Origin of the sequence: Brevibacillus sp. BC25 (assembly GCF_000282075.1) — a bacterium.
Taxonomy (GTDB): domain Bacteria; phylum Bacillota; class Bacilli; order Brevibacillales; family Brevibacillaceae; genus Brevibacillus.
In genome coordinates, this window is the sequence record NZ_AKIX01000058.1 from 16,741 (window position 1) to 32,975 (window position 16,235).

Annotated in this window: 15 protein-coding genes; 7 read left to right on the forward strand and 8 right to left on the reverse strand. The window is 45.4% G+C overall.

The window, feature by feature from the left end:
* Positions 1-3: 3 nt before the first annotated feature.
* On the reverse strand, positions 4-909 hold the full coding sequence (gene cyoA / locus PMI05_RS16685; protein WP_007723961.1) for a ubiquinol oxidase subunit II: 906 nt from the start codon (positions 907-909) through the stop codon (positions 4-6).
* A 260-nt stretch (positions 910-1,169) separates the two neighbouring features.
* On the opposite strand from cyoA, the gene PMI05_RS16690 reads away from it, so the two are divergent.
* From PMI05_RS16690 to PMI05_RS16700, 3 genes are read left to right on the forward strand one after another with little or no spacing between them, the layout of a single operon-like run.
* Positions 1,170-2,690 carry a spore germination protein gene (locus tag PMI05_RS16690; RefSeq protein ID WP_007723964.1) on the forward strand — a complete coding sequence of 507 codons (1,521 nt, stop codon included), beginning with the start codon at positions 1,170-1,172 and terminating at the stop codon, positions 2,688-2,690.
* Between the two features lie 2 nt (positions 2,691-2,692).
* Entirely contained in the window at positions 2,693-3,817 is a 1,125-nt protein-coding gene (locus PMI05_RS16695) for a Ger(x)C family spore germination protein (RefSeq protein WP_007723966.1), read from the forward strand.
* Positions 3,818-3,820: 3 nt separating this feature from the next.
* On the forward strand, positions 3,821-4,915 hold the full coding sequence (locus PMI05_RS16700) for an endospore germination permease (protein WP_238543313.1): 1,095 nt from the start codon (positions 3,821-3,823) through the stop codon (positions 4,913-4,915).
* A 41-nt stretch (positions 4,916-4,956) separates the two neighbouring features.
* Here PMI05_RS16700 and PMI05_RS16705 read toward each other — a convergent pair whose 3' ends face one another.
* Together PMI05_RS16705 and PMI05_RS16710 are read right to left on the reverse strand one after the other, a co-directional pair.
* On the reverse strand, positions 4,957-5,874 hold the full coding sequence (locus tag PMI05_RS16705; RefSeq protein ID WP_007723969.1) for a pseudouridine-5'-phosphate glycosidase: 918 nt from the start codon (positions 5,872-5,874) through the stop codon (positions 4,957-4,959).
* A gap of 29 nt (positions 5,875-5,903) precedes the next feature.
* Positions 5,904-7,361 carry an aminotransferase class I/II-fold pyridoxal phosphate-dependent enzyme gene (locus tag PMI05_RS16710; protein ID WP_039960940.1) on the reverse strand — a complete coding sequence of 486 codons (1,458 nt, stop codon included), beginning with the start codon at positions 7,359-7,361 and terminating at the stop codon, positions 5,904-5,906.
* Positions 7,362-7,590: 229 nt separating this feature from the next.
* Between PMI05_RS16710 and hisC the strand changes: the two genes are divergently transcribed.
* Positions 7,591-8,706, forward strand: coding sequence for a histidinol-phosphate transaminase (gene hisC, locus PMI05_RS16715; protein ID WP_007723971.1), 1,116 nt, complete (start codon positions 7,591-7,593; stop codon positions 8,704-8,706).
* Positions 8,707-8,799: 93 nt separating this feature from the next.
* On the opposite strand, the gene PMI05_RS16720 is transcribed toward hisC, so the two are convergent.
* Positions 8,800-9,441, reverse strand: coding sequence for an NAD(P)H-dependent oxidoreductase (locus tag PMI05_RS16720; protein WP_007723972.1), 642 nt, complete (start codon positions 9,439-9,441; stop codon positions 8,800-8,802).
* A gap of 248 nt (positions 9,442-9,689) precedes the next feature.
* Here PMI05_RS16720 and PMI05_RS16725 point away from each other — a divergent pair, with 248 nt between their 5' ends.
* Both PMI05_RS16725 and PMI05_RS16730 read left to right on the forward strand, forming a co-directional pair.
* Positions 9,690-10,592, forward strand: a complete 903-nt coding sequence (locus PMI05_RS16725) for a sigma-70 family RNA polymerase sigma factor (RefSeq protein WP_052006437.1) — start codon at positions 9,690-9,692, stop codon at positions 10,590-10,592.
* Positions 10,593-10,824: 232 nt separating this feature from the next.
* Positions 10,825-12,120, forward strand: coding sequence for an MFS transporter (locus tag PMI05_RS16730; RefSeq protein ID WP_007723974.1), 1,296 nt, complete (start codon positions 10,825-10,827; stop codon positions 12,118-12,120).
* A 77-nt stretch (positions 12,121-12,197) separates the two neighbouring features.
* Here the strand turns inward: PMI05_RS16730 and PMI05_RS16735 are convergent, their stop codons facing one another.
* Both PMI05_RS16735 and PMI05_RS16740 read right to left on the reverse strand, forming a co-directional pair.
* Positions 12,198-12,380 (reverse strand): hypothetical protein, encoded by a 183-nt coding sequence (locus PMI05_RS16735; protein ID WP_007723975.1) that lies wholly within the window; start codon positions 12,378-12,380, stop codon positions 12,198-12,200.
* 12 nt (positions 12,381-12,392) lie between these two features.
* The gene (locus PMI05_RS16740) at positions 12,393-13,223 is read right to left on the reverse strand and encodes a hypothetical protein (protein WP_007723977.1); all 831 of its coding nucleotides are present in this window, start codon (positions 13,221-13,223) and stop codon (positions 12,393-12,395) included.
* Between the two features lie 504 nt (positions 13,224-13,727).
* On the opposite strand from PMI05_RS16740, the gene PMI05_RS16745 reads away from it, so the two are divergent.
* Complete coding sequence (locus PMI05_RS16745) at positions 13,728-14,651, forward strand: hypothetical protein (RefSeq protein ID WP_007723979.1); 924 nt, start codon at positions 13,728-13,730, stop codon at positions 14,649-14,651.
* A gap of 182 nt (positions 14,652-14,833) precedes the next feature.
* Here the strand turns inward: PMI05_RS16745 and PMI05_RS16750 are convergent, their stop codons facing one another.
* Positions 14,834-15,469: a DUF5050 domain-containing protein gene (locus tag PMI05_RS16750; RefSeq protein ID WP_238543314.1), complete on the reverse strand. Its 636-nt coding sequence runs from the start codon at positions 15,467-15,469 to the stop codon at positions 14,834-14,836.
* Positions 15,470-15,996: 527 nt separating this feature from the next.
* A partial coding sequence (locus PMI05_RS30090) for an oligopeptide/dipeptide ABC transporter ATP-binding protein (RefSeq protein WP_007723983.1) occupies positions 15,997-16,235 on the reverse strand: 239 nt, incomplete at its 5' end.

A 16,235-nucleotide genomic window follows, 5' to 3' on the forward strand; every position in this document is an offset into this window, starting at 1 on the left:
CGACTATTCTTTCACCCGCGCTGGCGGTTGCACTCTCGTAGATAAGCCGTGGTTGTGTGAAGCAGCATACTTGGTCACAGTCATCTCGTACAATCCTTCAGGGAAAGCAGAGAAATAACGTACATCCGATGTTCCTTGTTTGGTCAGCTCTTTGTAACCATCCAACGACAACTCAGGGGAAGTATTTTTCACCTGATTCACCCATTGATCAAAGTCTTCTTGGGATGTCGCATTCGCTGTAAAGAACATCTTCGCAAATTCTTTACCGGTAAAGTTCGCACCAGATCCCATGTACTCACCCTGCTCATCTGCTTGCAGGTAGAGAGTCATAGACATGCCGGACATGGCATAAATCTGACCGCCAAGCTGTGGAATCCAGAATGAATTCATCGGGGCGTCAGATGTCACTTCAAAGCGTACTGGCGTATCCTCCGGGAATTGCACGTAGTTCACAGTGGCAATGCCTTGTTCAGGATATTGGAACAGCCACTTCCAATCCAAATTCGTCACTTGAATCGTGATCGGTTTCTTCTCGGATTCCAACGGTTTAGATGGCTCCAAAGAATACGTGTACTGAACTGTCACGATCCCAATTAACGTAATAATGATGATGGGAATGCCCCACCAAATGATTTCCAGTTTCGTACTGTGTTCCCAATTAGGCGTGTACTTCGCCTTTCTTCCTTCTCTGTCACGGTATCGCCATACAATGACAAAAGTAAGAATTAGTACAGGAACAATCACAATTAACGTTAAAAGCGTGGATAAAATCATTAAGTCCTTTTGCTGTTCACCAATGGGTCCTTTCGGATCGAGCACGATATAGTTATCAGCGCAACCGGTCGTCAAGAACAGCAGGATGAACATGAACAAAAATGACATACAGCGTACTGTCTTGGACGTCTTCATGTCCTTGTCCTCATCTCCTATCACCATGCACAGGGTACTATTGAAACAAGTCTTACTCTAAAGCCGGACCAATAGAGTGTCACCAGCCAATGACAAAGTGGATCAACCAGCCATGTTCAAGAATCCGCTGCATTTTGGACACTTTTTGGACATAAAAAAGCCCTTCTCACCCAAGAAGGTCCTTATCTAGTCGAATGGAATTGGAAATCGATGGGTACCCTAAGATCACTTCCATCTCATTACTGATTAGGTGAAGCTACGTGATCAAAAAGTTTCGGAGAAAACTATCCATCCATCAAATCAAACAGAATCAGGAACCACAAGAAACTCCCTTACAGGAGGATCTTCAAGCAAATGTGACCACCGTTCGCAGTCATTTTGGGTTCACGAGTGATCTAGCCGTCCGAACCATTTGGCTTGGGACAAATCAGTCACACCAAGCATCTTTGCTGTTCTTAAAAGGCATGTCGAATCAAGACGTAATGGATCGGGATGTCATTAGACCGCTGATGAATACCATTGGCGATCTCAACGAGGACATGATTGATCATATGATGAATGCTGTTATGCATGTCTCGCTGGCGTGGAAGGAAAACACACTTGAAAAAGTACTCGAGCAGCTTGCCCGCGGATATATCGTGCTTTTTATTCATAACCAAGCACAATGCATTATTATCGGAGCCAAATCTCTTGGACAAAGAAGCGTGGAAGAGCCTTCCAAAGAAGCTGTCATTCGTGGGCCCCGCGAAGGCTTTATTGAAACGATTGACACAAATCTCTCACTCATTCGAAAAAGATATCACAATCCCAATCTCCAAATTGAAACCTATTGGATCGGTACACAATCGAATACAAGGGTATGTCTCGCCTACGTCCGAGGAATTGTGAAGGAAGAATTGGTCGATGAGGTGAGAAAGCGCCTATCTGTCATAAAAATGGATGCCATCTTGGACTCCGGCTATATCGAGCAATGGATCGAAGACGAACCGTATTCTATTTTCCCAACCATCTTCAACAGTGAGAAACCAGACATCCTGGTAGCCAAAATTTTGGAGGGGCGTGTCGCTATTTTAGTGGATGGCAGTCCAGTTGCCCTCATGGTACCAGCCACGTTTCAAGAGTTTTTTCAAAACCCGGAGGATTACTATTCCCGCCCTTTCTACGCCAGCTTTTTGCGCATGCTTCGCTATGCAGCATTTTTTGTCTCAGCATTTCTCCCATCTCTTTATATATCTTTCGAAAATTTCCACAAGGACTTAGTCCCCCCCACGTTGTTGTTCAGTTTTATCAATGCCAGAGAAGGGGTTCCGTTCCCTTTGCCCATCGAGCTGCTTCTTATGGCGATCGTGTATGAATGGCTGCGTGAGGCTGGGGTCCGCATGCCTCGCCCCATCGGACAAGCTGTCAGCATCGTAGGAGCATTAGTCATTGGTGAGGCCGCCGTTAGTGCGGGATTAGTTGGAGCGCCGACCGTTATTATCATTGCCGCGTCAGTCATCACTTCGTTTATTTTCCCTGCCATCTCTGACGTGGTAGTCATTCTTCGATTTGTCTCGATTTTTGCCGCCTCGGCGCTTGGATTGTACGGTAATTTTCTCGTCTTTTATCTGGTTGCTATTTATTTGTGCGATCTCCGCTCGTTTGGGATACCTTATCTTGCTCCTTTAGCTCCTTTGAAACTGCAAGATTGGAAGGACTTCTTTCTTCGCCTTCCACTTTGGTTTATCAAACAAAGCTCCGGTGCTACCCCTTTCCCACTGAAGAAGCAAAAGGGAGAATGATCATGAAGACGCTAACCGCTGTAATAGGCTTGCTGACTGTCATTTTAGGGGGTTGCTGGAATAACATCGAGCTCACTGAGACAAGATTTGTCACAGCAGTTGGAATCGACTTGAACGAGGAAGGCCGTTATGTCCTTACTGTGAACGTCATGAAGCCAAGCAGTGGAAAAACGGATGGAGGCACGGCGGAAAAAAGCGCGATTATCCAATCGACAGGCTATACCATGTTTGACGCGGCCCGAAATATGATCGAGTACTCGGGGTACAAGCTTAGCTATCATCAAATGCAATACGTAGCGATTGGCACGGACGCAGCCAAAAAGGATATCATCGGTCCCCTTGATTTATTTTTTCGCGATCAGGAATTATCTGGGCGTCACTGGGTCATTTATGTCGAAGGGAAAGCGGAAGCTCTCCTGCACACAAAAGGAAATACGAACGACATCCAGCCTCTGCAAATCAACGAAAAAATGCTAGCCAGTCGAGCCATTGGCAAATATCCACCCGTCCGTTCGCTGGACCTTATGCGCATGATGGCGAGTAAAGAGAAAATAGGCTATCTGCCGATCAGTCATCCCATCCAATCGAAGAAAGAAAGCCGTGAAGCTGGAGCTGTCATTATCAAAGGCGGAAAAGCGATTGCTTCGATCAATGAGACACAGGTGCGCGGATTACTGTGGACAACGGGGAAAATAAAAAACACGATTGTCATCGTTCCACTCAAGAAACAGGGACAATACGCATCGATTGAGATTATAGGTTCCAAAACAAAAATCCGTCCCGTTCTCGAAAATAATCAGTTACATATCCAGGTGACTGTCCATCCACACGGATATATCGGAAGTCTCAATCATCCCATTCCAATGGACACAGAGACGTATAAATGGTTGCAGACAAAAGTCAATCATGTCATTCGAGATGAAATCCATGAGGCTGTAGCAGTAGCGAAGAAAAACAAGGCCGATATTTTTGGCTTTCATGAATATGTGCATCGCTCGTATCCACAAGTGTGGAAAACCCGAGAAGAACAATGGTCCGCTCACTTTTCAGAGCTAGACGTAAAAGTGAATGTTCAGACCAAGCTCCTCTTAAATGGTCTTCTGGCAGAGCAACTTGGCGAAAAATAAGGAGTGGGATGGTTGGACGTCCGCACGATTTCAAGATTTCAGTGGGTCTCAATCCATGGATTAAGTCTCCCCATAATGGGACACGTCTTCCTAATCGAACCACTGATTCATACCGCTGGCAAAGACGGCTGGATATCTGCTTTGATCAGCATCCCCTCAGGCATTCTATTCGTTCTGCTGTTGAGCATACTGCGAAGTAAACTTCAAAACACCTCGTTACTGACGGGAACAGAAGAAAAAGCCGGTAGAGCACCAGCTGTCATTTTGTGTTTGATCTTACTCGCCTATTTTCTGTTTGCTTCTGCTACGACGATGCGGGGTTTGGAGGAGTTCATCAGTATAACCTTTTTGCCGGAGACGCCTCTCTGGGCAATCGGAACGAGCTTCATGCTTCTCATTTGGTTCAGTCTGCAAAGAAACATCGAATCCATCGCTAGAATGGCCGTCATCTTTTTTTTGATGACGATGATAACAGGACCGATAGTTGGACTGACACTCATGCAAGAAAAAGATTATGCCCGCATTTTGCCGATCCTCGACAATGGGTGGGGACCTGCTCTGGAGGGCTCACTTTTCTATGTTGCCTTGTGGGGGGAACTGATCTTAGTTCTTCTGCTTCAGACAAAATGGGTTGGAGTGCGTCATGACTTCAATGGTTTCTCCTTTCTTGTGTTATTTAACGTCTTTTTGGGCGCATCGATGCTAATGGGTGCCATTGCTGTATTTGGGCTGCCTCTCTCTGAAAAATTGGATTGGCCCGTGCAAAATACAGTCAGACAAATAAAATTGGGCTTTATAAGCCGCGGAGACATTTATGGTTTATATACGATGACAGCAGGCTGTTTCATCCGGGTAGCGATATTTTTATACGCCATCTGTGAATGTCTTGCCTTTCTCCTTTCCACCACTTACAAAAAACTGAGCTTACCTGTCTGTTTGGTTACACTTTTCATGTCTTTACTCGTGTTTTCCAATCATCAACAACTCTTGCAGGCCAATCACTCCTATTACAAGTATGGATACGTGCTCCTGCTGCTGCCGATTTTTTTACTGATTCTTTTCCGAATCAAAGGGGGAAAAACGGTAGAAAACCCTTGAGTAAGCAAAAGAAAAAGGCCACCCCAAGGCGGCCTTTCCTCCTATGATTCGCTACGGTTTAACGCAACGGCAATTTGTGCAGCGAGCTTTGCATTATTTTTCACCAGGGCAATGTTCGCCTCCAGGCTTTTTCCGCCTGTTCGTTCTTTTACATTCGCTAACATGAATGGCGTTACTTGCTTGCCAGTGATTCCTTGGTTCTTCGCATCATGCATCGCTTGGAGAATAATCGCTTCGATTTCATCGTAAGGGATTGCATCCGCTTCGAGGATCGGATTGGCAATCACCGCTCCGCCCTTCAAGCCGAGGTTCCATTTAGCATCCAGCATCGCAGCTGCCTCTTCTGGCGTATCCATGCTTACAGACACATCGAATCCACTTTTGCGGGAGTAAAAAGCCGGGAACTCGGTTGTTTGATGGCCAACAACAGGTACTCCGAGCGTTTCCAAGTACTCCAGTGTTCTTCCGATATCCAAAATGGATTTGCAGCCCGCACATACGACTGCCACATTTGTCTCCGCCAGCTCCGTCAAATCAGCAGACACATCCCACGTCACTTCCCCTTCACGGTGAACACCGCCAATTCCACCTGTTGCAAACATGCGAATGCCTGCCAACTCAGCACCGATCATCGTCCCCGATACGGTTGCCGCTCCTATTTTTTTCGAGGCTAACATATACGGAATGTCCCGGCGGCTGACCTTGGCCACATTTTTGTTTGTCGCGAATTCTTCCAGCTCACTCGCACTCAAACCAATCTTGATTTGCCCATCCATGAAACCAATCGTTGCCGGAACAGCACCATGATTGCGAATAATTTGCTCTACGTCATTCGCCATTTCTACATTTTGCGGATAAGGCATTCCATGGGAGATAATCGTCGTTTCTAGTGCAACAATCGGCAATTGATGATCAAGTGCGTGTCTGACCTCTTCCGAAAAGCTGAGATATTGTTTCAAAGTATTCTCCTCCAATGCCTGTTGTTTGGTTATTCCTTGATGACACGTATGGTTTGTAGCGTGGGGTCTTCAAAGCCTTGTACAGGTAAACCTGCCTCGATGTTTTTCTTCGTATAGATGAGGTTCTCTTCCGAAATGATCTCGCCCGGGATAAAGATCGGAATACCTGGTGGATATACCATGACAAACTCCGCGATAATTCTTCCCACGGATTGTTCGACAGGAATCATCTCTGTCGGTGCGTAAAATGCATCGCGCGGGGTGACAGCGAGTACTGGTATTTTCGGAAGCTGCATTTTTGGACGGCTTTTTCTGTTTCCTTGATCCTCGGACCCGGCAGCCAGCTCCTCCAAGGCATAGACAAGGATTTGCAAATCTTCTTTTGTATCACTCGGTGTGATAATACAAACGATGTTGTACAGGTCAGACAGCTCTACCTCAATGTTATAGCGATCACGAAGCCATTTTTCAGCTTCATATCCCGTAATGCCGAGGTCTTTTACTGAGATGACCAGCTTGGTCGGATCATGAGCAAACGCTCCATTTGTCCCGATAATTTCTCTCCCAATGCAGTACAAATGATTAATTTTATTGATTTGTGCTCGTGCTTCGTTTGCCAGCTGAATCGTTTGATCCAATAGAGTTTTCCCGGATGTAACCAACCGCTTTCTCGCCACATCGAGCGAAGCGAGCAGTAAATAAGAGGTGGATGTCGTCGTAAGCATGCTATAGATAGCTTGTACACGCTGAATCGAAACAAGATTTCCCTGAATGTTCAACAACGAACTCTGCGTCAGAGAGCCTCCTAATTTATGCATACTGCTTGCTGCCATATCTGCGCCAGCTTGCATAGCCGATAGGGGAAGCTTGGGATGGAAGTGAACATGTGAGCCATGCGCTTCATCAACGAGTACAGGCACTCCTCTGGCATGCGCAATTTGAACGATACTCTTCAAGTCACCGGCAAATCCAAAATAGGTTGGATTGATGACTAGAACTGCCTTTGCATCGGGATGCTGTTCCAATGCTTTTTCCACAGCTTGTGGTGTGATTCCATGTGAGATCCCGAAGACAGGGTCTATTTCTGGATGTAAAAAGACAGGAGTCGCACCCGATAAAACAATTCCGCTCATGATAGATTTGTGTACATTCCGTGGCACGATGATCTTATCGCCGGGATTACATACCGCCATAATCATGGTCATAATGACTCCGCTCGTACCTTGAACAGAAAATATGGTGTGATCAGCGCCAAAGGCTTCAGCAGCCAATTCCTGCGCTTGTTTGATAATTCCTTTTGGTTGATGCAAATCGTCTAATGGTTCAATGTTAATCAAATCGATGGAAAGTGCATTTTTTCCCATGAACCATCGAAATTCAGGATCCATCCCTTTCCCTTTCTTATGACCTGGTATATGGAATTGGATTGGATTCTTCTGGGCATGCTTTCTCAGCCCGTTAAAGAGCGGCGTTTGCCCTTGAATCAACATTTTTCCCACCTCACTATCCTTCCGTGTTGTTTGAATGAGTGATGTTTCTGGGCTGATTATAAGGTACGCGGCTCCTTCCTTCATGATCCAATCTTGACTTTTATGAACCATCCAATTTGTGTCCTTCCTCGTAATTGGTCTGTTCCATCTTTCGTGAATTGGCTGGTTACACTGCTGGAGATTTCACTTACAGTGTTGCTACCATGAAGTTTTGGAGGCCATATAGATGAAACAACTGCCCACGACACAATCGCGAAAAACATTAGAAAAGATACAATCCTATCAACCTGGAATGCCGATTTGGGAGATTAAAAAAATGTACGGACTCTCTCATATCATTAAATTAGCCTCAAATGAAAATCCACTCGGCCCATCCCCTAAAATCATCCGCGCCATTCTCGGTGCGCTCCCGGAGCTGCATCGTTACCCGGATGCCAATACAACGACGCTAAAAGAGCACTTGGCTGATCATCTTGAGTTAAGTCCGGAGCATTTAATCGTCACGAATGGCGGTGACGAACTGATCAAGCTCATTTCCGAAACCTATTTGGAGCCCGAGGACGAAATCGTCGTGCCTACGCCGACCTTTAGTGAATATGAATTCGGCGCACATCTCATGGGAGCAGTCATCAAAACGGTTCCACTTGAGGCCAATTATGCATTCAATGTTTCCACTATTTTGGGAGCCATCACGAATCGAACAAAGCTTGTCTACCTTTGTTCCCCAAACAACCCGACAGGCACCTATTTGTCTCGTCAGGACTTAACGGCATTGCTAGACCATCTGCCAGATGGGGTGCTTGTGGTACTCGACGCTGCTTACAGTCACTATGCAACAGCTGACGATTACACAACGGGAATTGAATTTGTCCGCCAAGGATACCCTGTTCTCGTCTTGCAAACCTTCTCGAAAATTTACGCGCTTGCCGGTATTCGCGTCGGATTTGGTGTCGCTCACCCTTCGGTGATCCAAAAAATCCTGAAAGTAAAAGAGCCGTTTAACGTCAATTCTTTAGCACAAACAGCCGCAATTACCGCCCTCGCTGACGTGGAGCATTTTGAAATATCCCTCACAGAAAACACCAAGGGCCGCAAGCAGCTGTATGATGCATTCGATGAAATGAATATCCCTTATACCGTGAGTATGTCTAATTTTATCTTGGCAAAATTGGGGCCACATGCGGGTAGGATTTATCAAGAGCTGCTGGAAAGAGGAATCATTTTACGGTACGGAGACACTTGGGGGTTACCGGAGCATATTCGAATCAGTGTAGGTACGCTGGAAGAAAATCAAATCCTCATACAAAACCTCCGTGAGCTATTGATTATCGTAGGAAAATGAACGAAAAACACGAAAAGGATAGCACTACACCTAGCAAAAGCAAGTTAGGTGCAGGCTATCCTCTTTTTTCTATCTCCGAAAAGGGGGCAATCGTCAGAATTTCATGGCAATCTCGCGCGCTTGTTGCATCGCCTTTTCTTTTATCGCAGGCTCTTGCTCGGGTTTCGCGGCCATGCCCTCCACAAATATCGCCTCAAAAGTAGGAACTCCAACGAATTCCATAATAGCCTTCAGGTGGCGATGACCCATTTCTAAGTCTGCATCATCTGAGCCTGGTGACAAGAAACTTCCGCTAGCTTGAATATGAACGGCTTTTTTATCACTCAGCAAGCCAACTCGGCCGACATCCGGTAAATATTTGAAAGTCTTACCCGCTATGCAAATGGAGTCAATGTATGACTTCATAACCGGTGGGTACGAATAATTCCAAATCGGAGTAACAAATATATATTTATCTGCGGCAACAAATTGGTCTACCAACTCATCCATACGGCTGAGTTTCCTTATCTCCGCTTCGGTCAATTGATCAAATGCAATACCAGCTTTCAGTTTGCCCCAACCACTAAAAACATCGAGATCAAGTTGCGGTATATCCATTTTATACAGATCAAGATGAATAACTTCATCATTTGGATTTGCAGATCGATAGGTCTGTACAAATTCTTTACCTACTAACATGCTGTATGACTTTTCATGATCGTGTGGATTTGCCGTAATATATAATACTGTTGCCATAATGTAGTACCCACTTTCAATAATTTGCTCGCAGAAACGGTTACGATCTGTCTGGTAGAAACGTTATGATTGCATGTGAAGCACTCCTCTCATTTTGCTTAGAACCGATTTCGGCTCCTTACTATGTTGACGGATCGCCCCCCGGAACTTGTGACAAAATTAAATGACCGGTATTTGTCACATTGGTAAGATTTCATCCGTCAGAATTTATATAGGCTTTTTTATTTTTGTGCGAGGGAGTTTAAATGATGAGCGAACAGGTTTGGTTGGCAAATATATTCGAATCACACCGAAAGCACCTTCAGGCAGTCGCTTATCGAATGCTTGGATCATTGAACGAAGCGGAGGATGCAGTACAGGAGTCTTGGTTACGTCTTAGTCGAGTGGATGCAAGCAGCATTGAGAACATGGGAGGATGGTTGACCACCGTTGTTTCACGGGTTTGTCTCGACATGTTACGCTCGCGAAAATCTAGGCGCGAAGAATCAATAGAAACTCAATTGCCCGATGCTTTCACAAGCCAAGAGAATATTATTGACCCCGAACAAGAAGCCATATTGGCTGATTCGGTCGGTATTGCACTGCTAGTCGTTCTTGGTAATTTGAACCCTGCGGAACGCATCACGTTTGTGCTGCACGATGTTTTCGCCATGCCCTACAATGAGATTGCGCCTATTTTAGGTAAGTCAGAGGTCGCTACAAGACAACTTGCGAGCAGGGCACGCCACCGGATTCGCGGGGCGAAAGCAATGCAGGAAGTCGACCATGCTCTCCAACGCGACGTCGTTCAAGCTTTTCTTGCTGCAGCGCATGCTGGCGATTTCGATACTCTCGTAGCTGCGCTCGATCCGCACGTTATTCTTCGTGACGATCGTCAAGCAGGCTCTTCAAGAGTAACGCGAGGAGCGGTTTCGCTAGCGAAACAAGTTTCGGGCCGTGCACAGAAAGCTGCACAACTAGCCCTCGTTAACGGAACAGTAGGAATCATTGTGGCTCCTCAAGGAAGATTGCTCTATGTACTCAAATTTACAATGAGTCACGGAAAGATTACCGAAGTCGACTTAATCTCCGATCCTGAGCGCATAAGTCATCTGGATCTGAAGGTATTGAACACCGATGTGCCACGGTATACAGATGATGATGTCGTCTAAAACCGTATGAAAAGTCCCCTTTTTACGGAAGGGGACTTTTTCTACACTCTAACCGGATAGAACATGTCCGGTGTTTTTGTATTTGAAAAGTGTTTTTTAAGCCGTATTATCCTTGTGTTAAACCGTCGTCAATACTATACTGAATGCAAATTCCCCAGTCATTTTCACCCAAATGGATGACTGAAATTTCATAACTTAACGAAAGCTTCCCTTACATAGAAAGGTGGTTCAGATGTCACTCAAACCCGAGGATTTACAAAGCTACATTGACTCCCCAGATAAACAGCAAAGACTATACAAACGAACGCTCTGGATTGTAGTCATCTCACAAATTTTCGGCGGTGCAGGACTTGCAGCAGGTGTCACCGTAGGGGCTCTCCTCGCTCAAGATATGCTCGGTTCGGAAAGTCTCGCGGGCATCCCTTCCGCATTGCTCACGCTTGGCTCTGCTGTTGCTGCATTGCTGGTTGGTCGACTCTCTCAACGCTTTGGACGCCGTTTGGGTCTCGCTAGTGGCTTCTTAGCCGGAGGTATTGGAGCAATTGGGGTGGTTATCGCAGCCGTCGCAAACAGTGTTGTCCTTCTATTTGCTTCCTTAATTCTGTACGGGGCTGGCACCGCCACTAACCTGCAGGCCCGCTATGCAGGCACAGACTTGGCAAAGCCTAAACAACGAGCAACTGCTGTAAGTATCGCCATGGTCTCCACTACCTTCGGGGCCGTTGCAGGACCAAACCTGGTGGAAGTCATGGGACGATTCGCTACATCCATCGGTGTCCCCGCACTGGCTGGCCCTTTTATCTTGGGTGCCGCAGCCTTTATCCTCGCTGGTCTCGTATTTTGGGTATTGCTTCGACCGGACCCGTTCATCGTTTCGAAAGCAATCGCCGAAGCGCAACAGGTGGATCAGAGCTCGCCGTCCTGTCTAAATGAGAATCAGCTTGCAAGCAACAACCGGGGAATCATCGTGGGAGCCACCGTCATGATTTTGACGCAGATCGTCATGGTTGCTATTATGACGATGACGCCTGTACATATGAAGCACCACGGACATGGTCTGTCTGAGGTAGGCATCGTCATCGGTTTTCATATCGGTGCGATGTACCTCCCCTCGCTCTTGACGGGTGTACTCGTTGACAAGATCGGTCGCTCCACAATGGCATATGCTTCAGGTGTCATACTGCTTGCAGCCAGCATAACTGCTGCTTTAGCGCCAGCCGATTCGATGCCGCTACTCATCACCGCTCTTGTGCTACTCGGACTGGGCTGGAATTTTGGATTAATTAGCGGTACAGCGCTCATCGTGGATGCAACGCAGCCCGCCACTCGTGCGAAAATGCAGGGAACGGTTGATGTATTGATTGCCTTAGCTGGTGCATCCGGTGGAGCCCTGTCAGGTATGGTCGTCGCCAATGCCAGCTACGCAACACTTTCACTTGCCGGAGGCGCTTTATCACTGTTGCTGGTCCCTGTCCTGATATGGTCACACAGGAAGAGCAAACACAGTGTAGAGATCTCCCAAAACTAAAGCCACCCTCAGCAGGTGGCTTTTCCTCTATCCCAAGTATCCCGAAACAAAAAAATAACACTGCCAAACAGGCAGTGTCATTTTCCTCCAACCACTTTATTATCATGTCGCTCATTCGGACTATGTTCATCTACAATCTGTTTTAAGCTAGCGAAGCCAGGAGTAAATTTGCTGTTGGGAATCTTCTTCTTGGAAGAGAGATTTTTCGAGTAAACAGCAGTTTCGTTGCCTCTTTTCGCGAAGAACTCAGCTAATTTCATCGTATCCCACTCCTAACTAGCTCTCTTTAAGGTTTTGACCTTATTCACAAACTTGGTAACAAATCCTAATAATAACATATACGTAGTCAACCGCTCGAACTCCTGCATATTTTCGGGAGTAAATGTGTCATTCTTGTAAACAGCGACCGCGAATCCAAGCCTGAACTTACCGAAATTTTTTACAATTGCAAATTGTTCAATATCCGTATTTTGAATACGTCCCTTTACTTGTTTATCGGCAATTCTGCAATCCTCTTGAAGCATGGAAGACAGTAATAGCGTACGTACTGTGTCAAAATCTTTCAACTCTGTTAAGTAAAACACTTCAAACTGCTTGTCATTATTCGTAGGTACGATCCAATAACAGCATAGCTCGTCCGGTTTCAATCCATAAATCGTCTTTACTTCCATTTCAAATGCCTTCATAAACATGATCGCATTCGCATTAATAATAGCAGTTGATTGACCGCTGCCATCCAAGCTGTAAATCGCATTGGCCAATTCTTTCTCACAATATTTCACTTCCATCTGAAACTCGATTTCGTTCCCTCTAATCTTGTTGCAAATGAACAAGACGATGAATACCATTCCTGCCAAAATAGCAGAATACAAGATAGACAAGCCTAGAACAGAGGCTAATGAAGCTAGTTTGTTTTCCTCATTTGGTGGCGCTAGGATAAACAGCCATTCGATCGGTTGAAACATCCACTTATGTATGACTGCTATCAAATCTGGCAGCAAACCTTTTAAAATTTCAAATATGAGCCATGAGACCAGAACGAACAAGATGCCAAGAACAGAAAAAACAATTTTCACATGGCTCTGCACGAGTTTCTTTAGCACCTGTAAACCTCTCCTTCTGGTAAGATTTTACATTATTTTAACATTATATTGAGATTCTACAAATAGGAAAAAACTACCTACATTTAGGTAGTTTTTTAGGCGTTTCTATCGTAATCGTACTGACTTTTTGATTACCTATGTACTGTATCGTCTGCTGTACAATCTTGCTGTTTTCTTCAATTCTCTTCAATGGTTTAAATGAACTCAACAATTGCACGTTCCCCCTATCGGTATACTAGGTGTAATTCGTAACGTAATGCTCCCTTATTGGTCTGCCCATTTTTCACCGCTATCAAACACGAAATGCTCATCTTGACCTTCATCTGTCTTGGTAATACCCCTTACCTTATGCCGTTTTGATTTTGTTTAGACCCTCTTCTGGGTGCTGCTTTTCCACTGTTAGTGACGGTTTTGTTACAGACAATGTTGCTCCCATTGGCACAATCAGCTTTCACAATCCTTGCAATAATAAAAGATAAACAAAATGAAAAGGAGTTAGTCAGGATGAACTCAGTGATAGCGAAGAATGAAACCATTCTTTCCTATATTATTGCCATAGCGCTTATCTTGCTCATGGTAGCGGCTTCCGTCATACTCGATGATTCCGAAGTTATTCTACCAGAAATAGCAGCGATGGCGATTGGCATATGGGTATACCGAGAACCGGGATGGATCAGACAGCCCTCTAAAATTTTTGTAGCTCCGTCTATTACGGCTGCAATCGGATTTGCGATAAATCAAGTAGACTTGCCGTACCTTGGAAAAGTCAGCATCACACTCGTACTCATGATGCTCTTTTTACGAATCATCCAATCGAATTTTGGACCATCCCTTGCCACTGGCTTATTACCTCTGGTCACGAATGCAGTTGAATGGTCTTTTATGATCTCCGTCGTCATGCTTTCCTTCATCATCATGCTTGGCGTTCTCGCCTTCAAATGGAATGACGGTCTTGAGAAAAAAGTGAAGATACCGTATCAGTATATGCTCGTGTTCCTGATTTTGATATTCGTGTGGATTGGTTTATGTTGGATAGCTGGTTACCCACAAATGGCCGTTATTCCGCCCATTCTTGTCGTTGTATATGAATCGCTTCACAAGCCAATGTTTAACGGCAAGATGGCCTTCAAGCTCGGACTGGTGTTAACCATATCGGCAACAGTCGGTACATTGCTCTACTTTGCAATTGATTCGTGGGTGATCGTCACGCTGCTCGACATGCTTTTGATGCTTGTTTTATTACGCATCGTCGGCATGCGTGTCCCAGCTGCATACGCTTTTCCACTTCTTCCTTTTGTCTTTCCGGACGAAATGGTAGTCATGCTGCCCGTGAGTGCGCTCATCGCTTCTATATTCATGTTTGGCTCCGTGCTCATGTACAAGAAGTGGGAGAGAAAAAGAAGTCAGCTTCATGCCCCGAGGAATTAGCATATAACAATAGAGCCACCCGTCTGGGGTGGCTCTTATCCTTACTTCGCCTTTTGGGTTACCTTTTCCACTTTGTTTTCGACCATTTTCACTTTGAATACATCTTTTTTATCATGATCGGATTCTCTGCTGGTGGCAACCCTTTCTTGACTAGAGCAGTCTTCCCATCCTTCAATCCTATTTTATAAACATCGACGACTCTCATTGGTGTAAAAAATCCAATCTTGATAGAAATATACTTCCTCAAACTGATCAAGCAGCTTCTTTTGATTTTTGCCGTTCGTGTCCATCCTGTACAAAGGACCATAACCATCTGCGTAGTAGATGATATCTCCCACTACGTACAATCTATATACGTTATTGGGATCCCCTTCCGCAAGACTTCCACTTTTGATGACTGTTTTCGAACTGCCGTCTGTCTTGATTTTCATGAGCTCCGTCACATCTTCATACGTACCACTGATATCGTAAGCGGGCATCTCAATCTGATAGATTTCTTTAAAAGGCTTATTGCGCGTATAGTAAATCCAGTCACCTACAACATTCAAATTATCGGCCCAATCACTGCTCAACTTTTGAAGGGAGCTTCCATCCTTTTTGATTTTGTATAAGCCATCGTTGTTATAAAAAATCCACTCTCCTTGAACGGTGACAAAGCTTCGATCTGAATTGATATTGACTGGATCGCTGCCCAAAACATTTATCACTGGCTTTGTGGTTGGCGCAGTCGCCATTGTTTGTTGATTGCCAAAACCAAAGACCACAATCAGACATACTGCCATCGCAATGGTGATCATCCATTTCCCTTTATGTTGCACCACGCATCCCTCCCGTTCATAGCCGAATATAGCCACAGCGGAGATATCCCCCATTCCTATACAATCCGGCAACACTGATTTATATGTACCAAAACGAATTTAGCTTTATCTACCTTTATGTGGATATTTAGGAAAAATTATTTATATAACAACGCGAACACATTTGAACAGTGGGACGAGTTCTATTTATGATTTTCAGGAGGGATAACCGTGTCACAAGCAAATTTGCCGAATATTACTCCGACCATAACAATCACGCGTGACGACGCGATTAATTTGTTATGGTCCACTATTGCTATAGAAGAGCTGGCGTTAGGGACATGTCATTAACTCAGAAGGGGAAAAGCTTCCATTTATTCTGGGTGACTCCTGTCGGGGCACCCAGTGTCCTTAACCTCGTGGCGGCAATCATCGGAACAGTCTTTTTTGCAGAACCGTTCCCTCCCCAAACAGCCAATGTCAGTATTACCGTTATCGAGTTATTTTGAGAATAGAAGAAGCCACCCATGATGGGTGGCTCTTTCTCTCTATGCTAAAGGGAAATGACACGCGACCTGCCGATCCTGCCCAACCTCAATCAGCTCAGGAATCTCCTTGCTGCATCTCTCCTGCGCCATTGGACAACGAGGATGAAAACGACAACCTGACGGCGGATTGGCCGGAGATGGTACATCCCCTTGCAGGACGATCCGCTCTTGTCGCCGATGCGGAGTAGGCTTCGGAATCGCCGACAACAATGCCGCCGTATACGGATGCAGTGGCTGGG